A 16,298-nucleotide genomic window follows, 5' to 3' on the forward strand; every position below is an offset into this window, starting at 1 on the left:
TAATTCTGTCAGCAAGCAACCGGGTCCGTCATGACGGGCCGGCGGGTCGGCCGCGGCCCGCCGGTGTGGGCGTGTTGACCTCGTGCGGCTCCCCCGCGTCGACCCGGCGGGTCGGCCCGACCGAGGCCCGACGCCGCTGCCCGGCCAGCGGATCCCGCGGCTGGCCCACCCCGGGCTGGCGCGACGGCACGGCGGCGGGATCGGGCCGCTGCTCCGCGGTCCGTGCGGCGGACACCGCGAGGCGCGCCACCCGTCGTCCGTCCAGCGCCACCACCCGCAACGACCAGCCGGCCGGTGGGTCGGGCTCGTCGACGTCGACCGGCTCACCGGGCACCGACACCTCGTCACCGGTCACCGGCAGCCGCCCCAGCGCGGCCATCACGAACCCGCCGACCGTCTCGTACGGCCCGGCGGGCAGCACCACCCCGGTCCGCTCGGCGAAGTCGGACAGGTTGAGCCGACCGTCCACCACGGTGGGCAGGCCGGCGTGCACCGGGTCCGGAGCGGCGTCGTACTCGTCGTGGATCTCGCCGATCAACTCCTCGATCAGGTCCTCCAGGGTGACGATCCCGGCGGTGCCGCCGTACTCGTCGACCACCACCGCCAGGTGCTGGCCCTCCCGGCGCATCTCGGTCAGCGCGGGCAGCACCCGTTTGCTGCCTGGCAGCCGTTTCACCTCGCGGATCAGTTCGCCGACGGTGACGCACGGGTCGACGTCCGGGCGCAGCAGCACGTCGCGCAGGTGCACGAAACCCACCACGTCGTCGTGGGTGCCGTCGGTGACCGGGTAGCGGGTGTGCGTCTCGGCGCGGACCAGCCGGGCGGCCTCGGCGATGGTCAGCCGGGCGGGCAGGAAGACCACCTCGGTGCGGGGCATCATCACCTTGCGGACGAGGCTGGCGCCGGCCACCAGAACCTCGTCGATGATCCGCCGCTCGTCCGGGTCGAGCACCGTGTTCGCGGCGACCAGGTCCCGCAGTTCGGCTTCGGAGATGCGTTCCCGGCCGGCCGCCGGACCGGCGCCGAGCAGGTCGGTGACGAGGCGGCTGGCCCCGTCGGCGGTGCGGACCAGCACGCGGGCGACGGCCCGGGCGAGCGGGCCGGGGTCGCGGCGGGGCCGCCCCGGCGCGCGTCGCCGGAGCCCGGTACGGGCCGCTTCCCGCATGACAGAGATGGTAGACACCGTTCGCCGCCCGCACCGGGATTCGCGGACGACGGACCGTCATGTGCGGGTCTGTTTAATCATGAGAGATTATGATGGAATAGTGATGGTGGCGTGGTCGGCGAGGGTGCCCGCCGCGGCCGTAGGGTGATCACCGAAGGGCCAGTCCCGGGCGGGGTCGAAACAGGAGGCAACGACGTGAAACTGCTCGTCACCGGGGGCGCCGGCTTCATCGGCAGCGTGGTGACCCGGATGCTGCTCGACGCGGGGCACGAGGTCGTCGTCCTGGACGACCTGCGTACCGGCCACCGTGAGGCACTCGCCCCCGACGCGACCCACGTCGAGGCGTCCATCCACGACGCCGCCCGGATCGTCACCCCCGACGCCGGCTTCGACGGGGTGCTGCACTTCGCCGCCCTGATCGCCGCCGGCGAGTCGATGGTCAAGCCCGAGCTGTACTGGCAGACCAACACCGTCGGCACGCTCGCCCTGATCGACGCGGTCCGGGCCGCCGGGGTGCCCCGGATGGTGTTCTCCTCCACCGCCGCCGTCTACGGCAACCCCACCGAGCTGCCCATCCCGGAGACCGCGGTCAAGGCGCCCACCAACACGTACGGCGCCACCAAACTCGCCGTCGACATGGCGCTCACCTCCGAGGCCATCGCGCACGGGCTGGCCGCCGTCTCGCTGCGCTACTTCAACGTGGCCGGCGCGCACCTCGACGGCGACGTCTCGCTCGGCGAGCGGCACGACCCGGAGACCCACCTGATCCCGATCGCGCTGGAGGTCGCCGCCGGCCGGCGGGAGAAGCTCCAGCTCTTCGGCGACGACTACCCCACCGTGGACGGCACCTGCGTCCGTGACTACATCCACGTCGCCGACCTCGCCCGCGCGCACCTGCTGGCCCTGGACGCCGCCGCCGGCGGTCAGCACCGGATCTACAACCTGGGCAACGGCAACGGCTTCACCAACCGCCAGGTGGTCGATGTGGTCCGCGAGGTCACCGGGCGACCCGTGCCGGTCGAGGTGGCCCCGCGTCGCGAGGGCGACCCCGCCGAACTCGTCGCCTCCTCCGCACTGGCCCGCGACGAGCTGGGCTGGGTGCCCGACAAGCCGACCCTGCACGACATGGTCGGCGACGCCTGGGCCTTCTACCGCGCGCACGTCCTGGAGCAGTCATGACCAACCCCACCGGTGACGTCGCCGAGCGGGCCGCCGAGGGTTTCACCAGCCAGTACGGCGGCGACGCGGCCGGCCGCTGGGCGGCTCCCGGTCGGGTCAACCTGATCGGCGAGCACACCGACTACAACGACGGGTTCGTGCTGCCCTTCGCGCTGCCACTGCGGACCGTGGTCGCCGCCGACCGGCAGGACGGCGAGCAGTGGACGGTCTGGTCCGAGCTCTCCGGCGAGACGATCACCTTCGGCGCGGACGACGTCGCCGAGCCGGGTCGGGTCACCGGGTGGGGCGCGTACGTGGCCGGAGTGGTCTGGGCGTTGCGCGACGCGGGCCACCCGGCCCCCGGTGCCCGGCTGGCCATCGCCTCCGACGTGCCGCTGGGCGCCGGCCTGTCGTCCTCGGCCGCGCTGGAGTCGGCCGTCCTCGCCGCCCTGCTCGACCTCGGTGGGCTGGACCTGCCCGCCGAACGGCAGCCCCGGCTCGCACAGCGGGCGGAGAACGTCTACGTGGGCGCGCCGACCGGGATCATGGACCAGTCCGCCGCGATCCGCTGCCGCGCCGGGCACGCCCTCTTCCTGGACTGCCGCGACGAGTCGGTCGAGCAGATCCCGTTCGACCTGGACGCCGCCGGGCTGGCCGTGCTGGTCATCGACAGCCGGGCGCCGCACCGGCACGCCGACGGTGAGTACGCCGCCCGTCGCCGATCCTGCGAGGCGGCCGCGAAGGCGCTCGGCGTTCCCGCGCTGCGTGACGTGACCGTCGACCAACTCGACTCCGCGCTGGCCCGACTCGACGACGACGAGACCCGACGTCGGGTGCGGCACGTGGTCACCGAGGACCAGCGTGTGCTGGACACGGTGGCGCTGCTGCGCGCCGGCCGCGTCCAGGACATCGGCCCGCTGCTCACGGCCTCACACGTCTCGATGCGCGACGACTTCGAGATCACCGTCCCGGAGACCGACACGGCGGTCGAGGCGGCGCTGGAGGCCGGTGCGCTCGGCGCCCGGATGACCGGCGGCGGCTTCGGCGGCTGCGTCCTGGCCCTGGTCGGGGTCGACCGCGCCGACACGGTAGCCACCGCCGTGAAAGCGGCGTACGCCGAACGCGCTTTCACCGCCCCCACCACACTCACGGTCCTCCCCTCCCCCGGAACAACCCGCCTCCCGTAACCCCCACCCCCCACCCACCCGCACCCCCCACCCACCGCAAGTTGATCAAGAAGTTTGCGTCAATCCGAGCCCGGATTTTGACGCAAACCTCTTGATCACCGGGGCGGGGGCGGGGGGCTCGGGGCGGGGGCGCGGGGCGGGGCGGGCTCGTACATGGAAGTAGTGGCCTCGGCCGTTTGCCGAGGCCACTACTTCGTGGATCGAGCGCGATCTTGGGGCAGCAGGCGGCGCGGCCGAGGCGGCACGGACTGGCACAGCCGACGGCCGCACGAGCGCGCGGCCCAGGCGGGGCGGACTGGCACAACCGAGGGCCGCACGAGCGCACAGCCGAGGGCGGCACGGACTGGCACGGCCGGAGGCCGCCCGGGTGGGTGCCGGCTTGGGGTCAGCTGGCTTCGACGATCATGGCGGCGCCTACCGTGCGGTTGGTGGTCTCGTCGATGATGACGAAGCCGCCGGTGGTGCGGTTACGGCGGTACTCGTCGGCAAGCAGCGGCACCGTGGTCCGCAGCCGCACCCGGCCGATCTCGTTGAGCCGCAGTTCGTCCGCCGACTCGTCACGGTGCAGCGAGTTGATGTCCAGTCGGTAGTGCAGCCCGCGCACGATCGCCCGCGCCGACCGGGTGGTGTGCTTGATCGCGTACCGGCCGCCGACCCGAAGCGGGGCGGTCTCGTCCATCCAGCACACCATCGCCTCGATGTCCTGGGCCACCGCCGGAGCGTTGTTGGGACGGCAGATCAGGTCGCCCCGGGAGATGTCGATCTCGTCGGCCAGTCGTACCGTCACCGACATCGGCGGGAACGCCTCCGCGACCGGCCCCTCGGCGGTCTCCACCGCGGCGATCCGGCTGGTGAAGCCGGACGGCAGCACCATCACCTCGTCGCCCGGCTTGAGCACGCCGGAGGCGACCTGACCGGCGTAACCGCGGTAGTCGGTGACCGTCGTGGACTGCGGTCGGATCACGTACTGCACCGGGAACCGGACGTCGACCAGGTTGCGGTCGCTGGCGATGTGCACCCGCTCCAGGTGGTGCAGCAGCGACGGGCCTTCGTACCAGGGCATGTTCTCCGAGCGGGCGGCGATGTTGTCGCCGCGCAGCGCGGAGATCGGCACCACGGTCAGGTCCGGTACGTCGAGCTTCGCGGCGAACGCGGTGAACTCGTCGGCGATGCGCTCGTAGACCTCCTGCGACCAGTCGACCAGGTCCATCTTGTTGACGCACAGGACCAGGTGCGGCACCCGCAGCAGGGAGCACAGGAACGCGTGCCGGCGGGACTGCTCGACCAGGCCCTTGCGCGCGTCGACCAGGATCAGCGCCAGGTCGGCGGTGGACGCCCCGGTGACCATGTTGCGGGTGTACTGGATGTGCCCGGGGGTGTCGGCGATGATGAACTTGCGCCGGGGCGTGGCGAAGTACCGGTACGCCACGTCGATGGTGATGCCCTGCTCGCGTTCGGCGCGCAGGCCGTCGGTGAGCAGCGCCAGGTTGGTGTACTCGTCGCCACGGGCCGCGCTGACCGCCTCGACCGCGGCCAACTGATCGGTGAAGAGCGACTTGGTGTCGTAGAGAAGCCGGCCGATCAGGGTCGACTTGCCGTCGTCCACGCTGCCGGCGGTCGCGAACCGCAGCAGGTCCATCGGCCGGGCCTCCGGCCCGGCCCCGGTGACAGCCCGGGCCTCCGCATTCGCGGATGCCACGATCTCGGTGCTCATCAGAAGTAGCCCTCCCGCTTGCGGTCCTCCATGGCGGCCTCACTGACCCGGTCGTCACCACGGGTGGCGCCACGCTCGGTGATCCGGGTGGCCGCCACCTCCTCGATGACCTTCTCCACGGTGTCCGCGTCGGAGCGGACCGCCGCGGTGCAGGAGGCGTCGCCGACGGTGCGGTAGCGCACCTGCGCCTTGAACCGCTCCTCACCCGCGCGGGGCCGGAAGAACTCGTTGACCGCGTAGACCATCCCGTCCCGCTCGATCACCTCGCGCTCGTGCGCGTAGTAGATCGACGGCAGCGGGATCCGTTCCCGGGCGATGTAGTGCCACACATCCAACTCGGTCCAGTTGGACAGCGGGAAGACCCGGATCGACTCGCCCGGGTGGTGCCGGCCGTTGTACAGCGACCACAACTCCGGCCGCTGGTTCTTCGGATCCCACTGGCCGAACTCGTCGCGGAAGCTGAACACCCGCTCCTTGGCGCGGGCCTTCTCCTCGTCGCGGCGGGCGCCGCCGAACAGCGCGTCGAAGCGGTGCTTCTCCACCGCGTCCAGCAGCACCGGCGTCTGGATCCGGTTGCGCATCCCGTCGCCGGACTCCCGGACCAGCCCGCTGGCCAGGGCCTCCGGCACGCTCGCCACCACGAGCTGCAGTCCCAGCTCGGCGACCCGCTGGTCGCGGTATTCGAGCACCTCGGGGAAGTTGTGCCCGGTGTCGACGTGCATGACCGGGAAAGGAATGTTGGCCGGGGCGAACGCCTTCTGCGCCAGCCGCAGCATGACGATCGAATCCTTACCGCCGGAGAAGAGCAGCACCGGGCGTTCCATCTCGGCGACCACCTCGCGCATCACGAAGATGCTCTCCGCCTCCAGGGCGTCCAGGTGGGAGACCCGGTAGGCCGCGGGGGTGGTCATGACACCGGCTCGATTCGCTCGCTCATCCGATTTCCAGACCTTTCCGGTCGGGCATGTCAAGAAAGTCCGCTCAGGCTACCCGGAATGTCTCTGCAGCGCTGCAAGCAACCGGGTGGCGAGATCCTTGCGACAGACCAGCAGGTCAGGCAGGCGCGGATCCGCCTCGTTGTATTTCAGCGCAGAACCATCGATCCGGGAAGCGTGCAGTCCGGTGGCCGTCGCCACAGCCACCGGCGCCGCCGAGTCCCACTCGTACTGCCCGCCGGCATGGATGTAGGCGTCCACCTCGCCGGTGATCACCGCGGCGATCTTCGCTCCGGCGGAACCCATCGGCACCAGCTTCGCCCCCACGTCCTCGGCGAGGTCGGTGAGGAACACCGGCGGCCGGCTCCGGCTCGCCGCCAAACGGATCACCCGGGTACCCGCCGTCGCCGCCTCCACCGTCATCGGCGGGTACGCCGGCGGGTAGTCGGTGCCCAGCACCCGGTGCTGCGCCGGCAGCCCGACCGCCCCGGCGACCAGCCCCTGCGGGCTCGGCGCACTGCGCGCCCACAGCGCCACGTGCACGGCCCAGTCCGAGCGGCCCTCCTCGGCGAACTCCCGGGTGCCGTCCAACGGGTCGATGATCCACACCCGGTCCGCGGCCAGTCGGGACACCGCCTCGGTGTTGACCTCCGCCGCCCAGGCCAGCCGCGACCCCTCGTCCTCCTCGGAGAGCACGGCGTCGCCCGGCCGCCACTTCGCCAACTCCGTACGGATCAGGTCGTGCGACACCTTGTCCCCGGCCGACCTGAGCGCGCCGGCGTCGGTGAAACCCAACTCCGCGCGCAGATCGAGCAGCACCTGACCGGCCCGGGCCGCCAACCACCGGGCGAACGCGCCGTCGATCATCGGAGGACTGCCCATCTGCCCGCTCCCGTCACCTCGCCGCGCGCCGTGCCCGCACGCACGCTCCACCGCGGGGCACCTCGCCGGTCGCGGCCCGCCAAGAGGCGCAGACTACCGGCCCACTGCTACGGATCCGGTACGCCCCGCCCGGCTCAGGCGCCGTGGTAGAGGTTCTGGGTCGGCTCCACGCCCTTGACGATCACCGACTCCACCACGTCCGCGGCACGGTCCACCAGGAAATCCAGTTCCTTGCGCTCGGCGGCGCTGAAATCCGACAGCACATAATCCGCCGGGTCCTGCCGCCCCGGTGGCCGGCCGACGCCGAACCGCACCCGGACGTAGTCCTTCGTGCCCAACGACTTCGACATCGACCGCAGGCCGTTGTGCCCGCCCTCGCCACCGCCGCACTTGATCCGCACCTGGCCGAAGCCGATGTCCAACTCGTCATGCACCGCGACCACCTGGGCCGCCGGCACCTTGTAGAACTGCGCCAGCGCCGCCACCGGCCCACCGGACAGGTTCATGTACGTCAGTGGCTTCGCCAGCACCAGCTTCGGTCCGCCGAATCCCAGCCGTCCCTCGGCCACCTCGGCGACCGCCCGCTTGTGCCGGCCGAACCGCGCGCCCACCCGCCCGGCCAGCAGGTCGGCCACCATGAACCCGACGTTGTGCCGATTACCGGCGTACTCCCGGCCCGGGTTGCCCAGGCCGACCACCAGCCACGGCCCCGCCTCGTCCGTCACGACCCGTCCCTTCCGACGTCCGTCCCACCGACTCCCGATACGCCGGCAGGCGCCCCCGAACACTCGGGGACGCCTGCCAGCAGAGTACGAACCGATCAGGCCTCGGTGCGCGCCTCGGTGGTCTCGTCGCCCTCGGCGGCCGGGGCGTCCGCGCCCTCGGAACCCTCGGTGCCCTCGCCGACCTCAGCCTCGGCCTCCTCGGTGGCCGACTCGACCTCGGGCAGCGTCGCCTCAAGCTGCTCGGCGGTCGGCGCGGCGGTCACCGAGGCGACCATCAGCTCCGAGTCGCCCACCAGCTCGACACCGGCCGGCAGCTGCACGTCGGCGGCGGTCACCTGGGAGCCCGCCTCCAGGCCCTCGATCGAGGCCTCGAGGTGGTCGGGCACCTTGGTGGCGTCGGCGGTCACCGAGAGGGTGTCGTGGTCGTGCACGATCAGGGTGTCCCGTGCGGCCTCGCCGGTCAGCTGAACCGGAACCTCGACGGTGACCTTCTCGCCACGCCGGACCAGGAGCAGGTCGACGTGCTCGAAGGTGTCCCGGATCGGGTCACGCTGGATCGCCTTCGGCAGCGCCAGCACCTGGGTGCCGTCGGTGATGTCGATCGCGAAGAGCTGGTTGGCGCCACCCTTGCGGATCGCCGCGGCGAACTCCCGCGACGGCAGCGCGATGTGCTTGGGCTTCTCGCCGTGGCCGTACAGCACGGCGGGCACCTTGCCGGCCCGGCGGGTACGACGGGCACCACCCTTGCCGAACTCGGTGCGGGGCTCGGCGCTGATCTTTACCTCGGACACGGGGAAACTCCTGATGCTTTCGCTGCGGCGGCTTGTCGTCTGGCGGTGCTGGGGCGAGGGGCTCGCTGGGGCTCATGCGTCATGAACGACTGCCCGGAGCACCGCGTCGATGACGGTGCCTCCGTGCGGCGCTCTTCAGCGGCCCGCCGGGCACCCTCGCCGTGGCAACCGCACCAGTCTACCCGAGCTGATTCCAAGGTTTCCGGCAGTCCCCGGTCACGGCTCCGGGCCGGCGCGCCGACGGCGTTCCCGCCAGCACGCCAGCCCCCTTTTCGACCAGTTTGTCAGCCCGGCCCCCCGTCGGCGCGCCGACTGGCGGAAAAGGGGCCCAACCGCGCCCAGCTCAGCTCAGGCCCACGCTCAGCTCAGGCCGCGCTCAGCTCAGGCCGCGCTCAGCTCAGGCCGCCGAAGAGGGTGGTCACCGAGCCGTCGTCGAAGACCTCCCGGATCGCCCGCGCCAACAGCGGCGCGATCGACAGCACGGTCAGCTTGTCCAGCTGCTTCTCCGGGGGCAACGGCAGCGTGTTGGTCACCACGATCTCGCTGATCGAGCTGTTCTTCAGCCGCTCGGTCGCCGGGTCGGACAGCAGCGCGTGGGTGGACGCGACCACGATCTCCGCCGCGCCCGACTCCTTGAGGATGTCCGCAGCCTTGGCGATCGTGCCACCGGTGTCGATCATGTCGTCCACGATCAGACACACCCGGCCCTCCACCTCGCCGACGACCCGGTTCGCCACCACCTGGTTCGGCTTCATCGGGTCGCGGGTCTTGTGGATGAACGCCAGCGGGCAGCCGCCCAACCGGTCGGTCCACCGCTCGGCCACCCGCACCCGCCCCGAATCCGGTGCCACCACCGTCATCGGCCGGCCGGCGTACTTGTGCTCCACGTACTCCGCCAGGATGTCCATGGCGAAGAGGTGATCCACCGGGCCGTCGAAGAAGCCCTGGATCTGCGCGGTGTGCAGGTCGACGGTGAGGATCCGGTTCGCGCCGGCCGTCTTCAGCAGGTCCGCCACGAGCCGGGCCGAGATCGGCTCCCGACCGCGGTGCTTCTTGTCCTGCCGCGCGTACGGGTAGAACGGCAGCACCACGGTGATCCGCTTGGCGGACCCCCGCTTCAGCGCGTCCACCATGATCAGGGTCTCCATGACCCAGGTGTTCACCCCGTGCGTCACGGACTGCACCACGAAGGCGTCCGAACCACGCACCGAGTCCTTGAAGCGTACGAAGATCTCGCCGTTGGCGAACTCGTACGCGTCGGCCGGCGTCGGCGCCACGCCGAGCACCTCGCCGATCTCCTTGGCCAGCTCCGGAAAGCCCCGTCCGGAAAAGAGCATCAGGCTTTTGCGGTTTTCGGCGACGATGCTGCCCATGGGCCCGTCTGCTCCCGTTTGTCGGCGGTACCCGACCCGGTGGTGGTGGGTCGGGGACTAGTCGGTTGCAGTATCTCCCGCGCCGGACGCACCGCCCACCGTCTCGGCCTGCCCGTGCATTGCCTCACTGTCGCTTGCGGTGCCGGCCACCTCCGACGCACCCTTCGCGTCGCCGGCGCGCTGCGCGGCCTCGGCCGCCGCCGTACCGGCCCGCCGCTTCACCACCCAGCCCTCGATGTTGCGCTGGCGCGCCCGTGCGACACCCATCGCGCCCGCCGGCACGTCGTCCACGATCACCGAGCCGGCGGCCGTGTACGCGCCGTCGCCCACCTCGACCGGCGCCACGAACATGTTGTCCGCGCCCGTGCGGGCGTGGCTGCCGATCACCGTGCGGTGCTTGTTGACCCCGTCGTAGTTGACGAAGACCGAGGCCGCGCCGATGTTGGTCTGCTCACCGATCGTCGCGTCGCCGACGTACGTCAGGTGCGGCACCTTCGAGCCGGCACCGATCGCGGAGTTCTTCACCTCGACGAACGTGCCGACCTTCGCCTTGTCGGCGAGCCGCGCGGCTGGCCGCAGGTACGCGTACGGCCCGACGCTGGCGCCCTGGCCGATCTCGGCGCCGACGGCGTGGCTGCGAACCACCGACGCGCCGGGGCCGACGATCGTGTCGACAAGCGTGACGTCCGGCCCGATCAGCGCGCCCGCGCCGACCACCGTGCCGCCGCGCAGCTGGGTGTTCTGGTCCACCACCGCGTCGCGGTCCAGCGCGACCGTCACGTCGATCCAGGTGGTCGCCGGGTCGAGCAGGCTGACACCGGTGCGCATCCATGCCTCGTTGACCCGGTCGCGCAGCAGACGCCGCAGCGATGCGAGCTCCACCCGGTCGTTGCACCCCAACGTCTCGACGTGATCGACGGCCACGTGCACCGCGACCGGCTCGCCGGCCGAGCGGAGCAGGCCGAAGACGTCGGTCAGGTATTCCTCGCCCTGGTCGTTGTCGGTGGAGAGCTTGCCGAGCGCGTCGCGCAGCCGCACCGCGTCGAACGCGTAGATGCCGGCGTTGATCTCCCGGAGCGCGCGCTGCGTGGCGTCGGCGTCGCGCTCCTCGACGATCTGCTCGAGCCGCCCGTCGGCGTCCCGGACGATCCGTCCGAGGCCGGTCGGGTCGGGCACCTCGGCGGCCAGCACGGTGGCCGCCGCGGCGGCCTCCTCGTGCGCGGTCACGAGCGCACCCACCGTCTCCGGGCGCAGCAGCGGCACGTCCCCGTTGATCACCACGACGGTGCCGGCGCCCTCCGGGACGGCCTCCAACGCGATCCGGACGGCGTGCCCGGTGCCGAGCTGCTCGGCCTGGAGGACGGGGGTCGCCTCCGGGGCGACCTCGCCCAGGTGGCTCCGGACCTGGTCGGCGCCGTGCCCCACCACCACGACGGTGCGGTCCGCGGCCAGCGGCGCGGCCGCGCTCAGCACGTGGCCGAGCAGCGTACGACCGAGCAGGGGGTGCAGCACCTTGGGCAGTGTCGACTTCATCCGCTTGCCCTCACCGGCGGCGAGCACGACGACGGTACGAAGGTGGGGCTGGGGCACGATGTGGCTCCCGTCGGGACGGCGGACACTCTCGCGGTCATGCTAACCGCGGGGCCCGGCACGGTTCCCTCTTACCCCCAGTGGGACCCAAAACGGACGTTAGGGGGCAGCTCGGCCGCCAGGGTTCGAACCTGAAATACGGGTACCAAAGACCCGGGTGTTGCCAATTACACCACGGCCGATCAGCGACACAAGCGCGTCGCATCTGGGGATGGGCATCCCGCGCTATACCTTAGCGCCCCATCCGCCGGACGCCATCGCTCATCCCGCCCCGCCGGAAGACGGCGGGGCGCCCGGACGGCGTCCGGGCGGGCCGTCCAGGCCCGACCCCGAACGCCGCAGAGGCGTCGATCAGAGGTTGTACCCGCCGGCGACCTCGATGTTCTGCGCGGTGATCCAGCGCCCCTCCTCGCTGAGCAGCGTGGCGATCACCATGCCGATGTCGTCGGGCTCGCCCACCCGACCGAGGGCGGTCTTCGCGGCGAGGAGCGGGATCACCTCGGGAAACCGCTCAAAGGCGTTGTCGGCAAGGCGCGTCCGGGTGGAGCCGGGGGCAACGGAGTTGACCCTGATGCCGCGGGTGCTGAACTCCTTCGCCATGTACCGGGTCAGCACCATGAGGCCGCCCTTCATCGAGGCGTACGCGGAGTAGCCGGGCTCCAGGCCGGCGGCCAGTGCGGAGTTGCTGCTGGTGTTGACGATCGCGCCGCCGTCGGCCAGCAACGGCAGCAGGGCCTGGGTGAGGAAGAACGGCCCCTTGAGCAGCACCCGCATGAGCCGGTCGAACAGGTCCTCGGAGGTGTCCTCGAAGAGCGCCATCTGCGCGAACCCGGCGTTGTTGACGAGGGAGTCGAACGTGTCCCGCTGCCAGGTGTCGCGCAGTGCCGCGCCGACCGACTCGCGGAAGGCCGGGAAGGTTTCGCTCCGGCCGACGTCCAGCGGTAACGCGACGGCCGTGCCGCCCTCCTTCTCGATGCTCTCCACAGTCTCCAGCGCCCCCGGCTGGTTGTTGCTGTAGGTCAGGATGACTCCGGACCCGCGCTTGGCGAGCTGGATGGCAGCGCTCTGGCCGATGCCCGAGCTGGCGCCGGTGACGATAGCGACCCGCATAACTTCGCCTACCTGTTCATTCGTGGAGCCGTTGCATGCTCCTGGGGAGTTGACTGACCCCAGACAACCAGCTTGAACAGGGGGACTGATAGCTGAATGTTCTCCGCCTCTTGCCTGATCCTCTCTTTGTGGGGAATAGTGTCGGGTGCTTCAATCGACTCGTGCACCTCGACGAACTGCGCGCCCTCCTCGCCCGCCATGCCCGGCCGGACGGCGGCACCGCCATCGACGGCGTGCTGATCTCGAAAGTCGAGCGGTCGAACGCGCCGTCGGCGTCGATGTCCGGCACGGTGCTGGCGGTCATCGCGCAGGGCGCGAAGCGGCTCGCGCTGGGTGACCGCGTCTACGAGTACCGAGCCGGCCAGTACCTCGTCGCGTCGGTCGATCTGCCGGTCACCGGCCACTTCACCGAGGCCAGCCCCGACCGGCCGGCGCTCGGGTTCGGGCTCACGCTCCAGCCGGCCGCCATCGCCGAACTGCTGTTGCAGGCCGCCGGCGACATTCCCCGCAGCGGCAGCGCGTTGCCGGGCATCGCCGTCAGCGACGCCTCGGACGAGTTGCTCGACGCGGTGATCCGGCTGCTGCGACTTCTCGACCGGCCGCGCGACCTCGCGGTGCTCGCGCCCCTCACCATCCGGGAGATCCTCTGGCGACTGATCACCGGCGAACAGGGTGCCATCGTCCGTCAGTTGGGCCTCGCGGACAGCAGCCTCACCCACATCGCCCGGGCGGTCCACTGGATCCGCGACCACTACCGGCAGTCCTTCCGGGTGGAGGATGTGGCCCGACTGTCCGGGATGAGCGTGTCCGCGTTCTACCGCCACTTCCAGGCCGTCACGGCCATGAGCCCGATCCAGTTCCAGAAGCAGATTCGGCTCCAGGAGGCCCGGCTGCTGCTCGCCACCCACCCCAGCGACGTCACCGGTGTCGGTCAGCGGGTCGGCTACGACAGCCCGTCACAATTCAGTAGGGAGTACCGCCGCCAGTTCGGCGCACCGCCGAGCATCGATTCCGCTCAGCTGCGCGGCGCCGGCCGCAGCGCCGCGTCGTCGCTGCCGTGAAGGTCTGCACGCGTTGGCCGGTCCCGCATTTCAAGGCTCTGACCTGCTTGTTTTCCCGAACGGCCGTGGGTTTTCGGAACTTCCTCGTGCGATCTACGGTGCCGTAAGTTACGGTAACGTAGGCGTAGCTTCGTAATCGTTTCCGCCCCCCTCTGCGAGGTGCCATGTCCACCACCCTGCTCGAACCCAACACCGCCGGCCCCGGCCCCAAACCACTCACCGACGGCAGTCAGTCCTCCGGGATCCTGGCCGCGCTGTGGGCCTTCGTGGTGATCCCCTTCGTCGCCCTTCTGGTCGCGGTGCCGTTGGCATGGGGTGGCTGGCTGGGTTGGACCGACGTGATCATCGGACTGGTCTGGTACGTGGTCTCCGGACTCGGCATCACGGTGGGCTTCCACCGCTACTTCACCCACGGATCGTTCAAGGCGAAGCGGTGGCTGCGCGTCACGTTGGCGGTCGCGGGTTCGCTCGCGGTGCAGGGCGAGATCATCCAGTGGGTGGCCGATCACCGTCGGCACCACGCGTTCTCCGACCTGGAGGGTGACCCGCACTCGCCGTGGCGCTTCGGCACCAGCTTCTGGGCGCTGACCCGGGGCCTCTTCCACGCCCACGTGGGCTGGCTGTTCCGTCGGGAGCTGTCCAACCGGGAGCGGTTCGCGCCGGACCTCATCGCCGACCGGGACATCAGCCGGGTGGACCGGCTCTTCCCCGCGCTGGTGGCCGTCTCGCTGCTCGGCCCGGCGCTGATCGGCGGTCTGGTGACCTGGTCGTGGCAGGGCGCGCTGACCGCGTTCTTCTGGGCCGGGCTGGTCCGGATCGGCCTGCTGCACCACGTCACCTGGGCCATCAACTCGGTCTGCCACGTCTACGGCGAGCGCCCCTTCGCGATGCGCCAGGGTGACCGCGCGTCGAACTTCTGGCCGCTGGCGATCCTGTCGTTCGGCGAGAGCTGGCACAACCTGCACCACGCCGACCCGACCAGCGCCCGGCACGGTGTGCTGCGCGGTCAGGTGGACATCTCGGCCCGGGTGATCTGGCTGTTCGAGAAGTTCGGTGCGGCGTCGCAGGTGCGCTGGCCGAAGCCGGAACGGCTCGCCGCAAAGCTCGTGAAGCCGGTCGCACCCCGGTAAAACCGGGCGGTGCACCGGGAGGCCGCCTGGCAGGATGGCCGGATGACCGAGCGACGCGGGGGGACCGGACGGCTCGGCGGACGGGGAGCCGGGCCCGATCCGGGTACGGTCGGACGGCGCGGCCGGGCGGTCGGACCGCTCGCCAGTGAGGCGACGACGTGAACGGGCACGACGGAGGCACCATTCCACGGCAGGGCGTCACCGAGCGCCAGCGAGGCGGCGGCATGCCCGAGGTCAGCGACGGTGCCGGCGGTCGGCGTACGCCCCCGGCCCCGGCACCCAAACCGAAGCCCACCTCGCGGGTCCGCATGTCGGCGGCCCAGCGGCGGGAGCAGTTGATCGCGATCGGCCGGCAGCTCTTCGCCGAGCGTGGTTTCGACGCCACCTCGATCGAGGAGGTGGCGGCCCGCGCCAAGGTCTCCAAGCCGGTGGTGTACGAGCACTTCGGCGGCAAGGAGGGGCTCTACGCGGTGGTGGTGGACCGGGAGGTCCGGGCTCTGCTGGACCGGATCACCACGGCGTTGACGGCCGGGCATCCTCGGGAGTTGCTGGAGCAGGCGGCTCTGGCCCTGCTGGGTTACATCGAGGAGGAGACCAGCGGGTTCCGGGTGCTGGTCCGCGAGTCGCCGCTGATGTCGGGCACGGCCAACTTCAGCAGCGTGATGAACGACGTGGCGCACCAGGTCGAGCACATCCTCGGCGCCGAGTTCAAGAGCCGCGGGTACGACCCGAAGCTCGCCGAGCTGTACTCGCAGGCGCTGGTGGGCATGGTCGCGCTGACCGGCCGCTGGTGGCTGGAGGTGCGCAAGCCGCGTAAGGAGACGGTCGCGGCGCACCTGGTCAACCTGGCCTGGAACGGGTTGTCGCACCTGGAGGCGAAGCCGACGTTGATCACCAGCCGTCGCCGCTGACCCCCGGTCAGCGGCGGTGCACGTCGGCCACCGGGTGTTTGCGGTGCTCCAGTTCCGCCTCGGCGTGCTCCGGAGGACCCACCTTGTCGTAGAGACCGGTGCCGAGCAGGATCAGCCCGAACAGCATCGACACGATCACTGTCGACATCGAGAAGTTGAGCACGTTCGCGCCGGTCTGCAGCACCGACATCGTCAGGATGCTGGTCACCAGGAACACCACGCCGGCGGTGAGGTTCATGTAGTGGCCGAGGTTGGTGCGCCGGGACGCCCCGATGATCAGGACGATTCCGAAGACCACCGAGGCGAGTGAGAAGGCCAGGTTGGTGCGCAGCCCGAGCGCCCAGGTGCTGCTCCGATCGAACAGCGGGTCACCGATCGTCTCGGCGACACCCCAGACGCCGAAGACGAGGATGTAGACGCCGATCAGACCGGAGAGGACCCGGTACAACGGCCGAGCCGGATGGTTGACCGGAAAGTGCGGCATACCAGACCCCATCCACCTGAGTTAGACCGATTCAGGAGGATTGTCGCCCAAAGAAGAGCCAACTGTCCGAAAAACCCCAAAG

At 70.8% G+C, this 16,298-nt stretch carries 15 protein-coding genes and 1 tRNA gene; 5 read left to right on the top strand and 11 right to left on the bottom strand.

Annotated elements, in window-relative coordinates:
* Positions 1-28: 28 nt before the first annotated feature.
* Positions 29-1,165: a hemolysin family protein gene (locus tag O7620_RS19905; RefSeq protein WP_278124371.1), complete on the bottom strand. Its 1,137-nt coding sequence runs from the start codon at positions 1,163-1,165 to the stop codon at positions 29-31.
* Positions 1,166-1,360: 195 nt separating this feature from the next.
* Here O7620_RS19905 and galE point away from each other — a divergent pair, with 195 nt between their 5' ends.
* Entirely contained in the window at positions 1,361-2,344 is a 984-nt protein-coding gene (gene galE / locus O7620_RS19910; protein ID WP_278124372.1) for a UDP-glucose 4-epimerase GalE, read from the top strand.
* Complete coding sequence (gene galK / locus O7620_RS19915) at positions 2,341-3,510, top strand: galactokinase (RefSeq protein WP_278124373.1); 1,170 nt, start codon at positions 2,341-2,343, stop codon at positions 3,508-3,510. The genes galE and galK overlap by 4 nt, the downstream gene beginning before the upstream one ends.
* Before the next feature lie 385 nt (positions 3,511-3,895).
* On the opposite strand, the gene O7620_RS19920 is transcribed toward galK, so the two are convergent.
* From O7620_RS19920 to O7620_RS19960, 9 genes are all read right to left on the bottom strand, one after another.
* A complete protein-coding gene (locus O7620_RS19920) occupies positions 3,896-5,149 on the bottom strand; it encodes a GTP-binding protein (protein ID WP_278127069.1) in 1,254 nt (417 codons plus the stop codon).
* Between the two features lie 74 nt (positions 5,150-5,223).
* Positions 5,224-6,135: a sulfate adenylyltransferase subunit CysD gene (gene cysD, locus O7620_RS19925; protein WP_151491411.1), complete on the bottom strand. Its 912-nt coding sequence runs from the start codon at positions 6,133-6,135 to the stop codon at positions 5,224-5,226.
* A 75-nt stretch (positions 6,136-6,210) separates the two neighbouring features.
* Positions 6,211-7,041, bottom strand: a complete 831-nt coding sequence (locus O7620_RS19930) for an inositol monophosphatase family protein (RefSeq protein ID WP_151491410.1) — start codon at positions 7,039-7,041, stop codon at positions 6,211-6,213.
* Between the two features lie 134 nt (positions 7,042-7,175).
* Positions 7,176-7,766, bottom strand: coding sequence for an aminoacyl-tRNA hydrolase (gene pth, locus O7620_RS19935; RefSeq protein WP_151491409.1), 591 nt, complete (start codon positions 7,764-7,766; stop codon positions 7,176-7,178).
* Between the two features lie 95 nt (positions 7,767-7,861).
* A complete protein-coding gene (locus tag O7620_RS19940) occupies positions 7,862-8,557 on the bottom strand; it encodes a 50S ribosomal protein L25/general stress protein Ctc (protein WP_151491408.1) in 696 nt (231 codons plus the stop codon).
* 392 nt (positions 8,558-8,949) lie between these two features.
* The gene (locus tag O7620_RS19945) at positions 8,950-9,930 is read right to left on the bottom strand and encodes a ribose-phosphate diphosphokinase (RefSeq protein WP_030329105.1); all 981 of its coding nucleotides are present in this window, start codon (positions 9,928-9,930) and stop codon (positions 8,950-8,952) included.
* 57 nt (positions 9,931-9,987) lie between these two features.
* Positions 9,988-11,523 carry a bifunctional UDP-N-acetylglucosamine diphosphorylase/glucosamine-1-phosphate N-acetyltransferase GlmU gene (glmU, locus tag O7620_RS19950; RefSeq protein WP_278127071.1) on the bottom strand — a complete coding sequence of 512 codons (1,536 nt, stop codon included), beginning with the start codon at positions 11,521-11,523 and terminating at the stop codon, positions 9,988-9,990.
* A 107-nt stretch (positions 11,524-11,630) separates the two neighbouring features.
* Positions 11,631-11,702: transfer RNA gene (locus O7620_RS19955), tRNA-Gln, on the bottom strand.
* A gap of 169 nt (positions 11,703-11,871) precedes the next feature.
* Positions 11,872-12,630 (bottom strand): SDR family oxidoreductase, encoded by a 759-nt coding sequence (locus tag O7620_RS19960; RefSeq protein WP_278124375.1) that lies wholly within the window; start codon positions 12,628-12,630, stop codon positions 11,872-11,874.
* Between the two features lie 161 nt (positions 12,631-12,791).
* On the opposite strand from O7620_RS19960, the gene O7620_RS19965 reads away from it, so the two are divergent.
* The 3 genes from O7620_RS19965 (at position 12,792) to O7620_RS19975 (ending at position 15,732) form a co-directional block, all read left to right on the top strand.
* Entirely contained in the window at positions 12,792-13,691 is a 900-nt protein-coding gene (locus O7620_RS19965) for an AraC family transcriptional regulator (RefSeq protein WP_278124377.1), read from the top strand.
* Between the two features lie 164 nt (positions 13,692-13,855).
* Positions 13,856-14,821, top strand: coding sequence for an acyl-CoA desaturase (locus O7620_RS19970; protein ID WP_151491406.1), 966 nt, complete (start codon positions 13,856-13,858; stop codon positions 14,819-14,821).
* Positions 14,822-15,045: 224 nt separating this feature from the next.
* Entirely contained in the window at positions 15,046-15,732 is a 687-nt protein-coding gene (locus O7620_RS19975; protein ID WP_151491413.1) for a TetR/AcrR family transcriptional regulator, read from the top strand.
* 7 nt (positions 15,733-15,739) lie between these two features.
* Here O7620_RS19975 and O7620_RS19980 read toward each other — a convergent pair whose 3' ends face one another.
* The gene (locus tag O7620_RS19980; protein ID WP_151491405.1) at positions 15,740-16,216 is read right to left on the bottom strand and encodes a DUF4383 domain-containing protein; all 477 of its coding nucleotides are present in this window, start codon (positions 16,214-16,216) and stop codon (positions 15,740-15,742) included.
* Between the last annotated feature and the right edge of the window lie 82 nt (positions 16,217-16,298).

This window comes from Micromonospora sp. WMMD710 (genome assembly GCF_029626045.1).
Lineage (GTDB): Bacteria > Actinomycetota > Actinomycetes > Mycobacteriales > Micromonosporaceae > Micromonospora.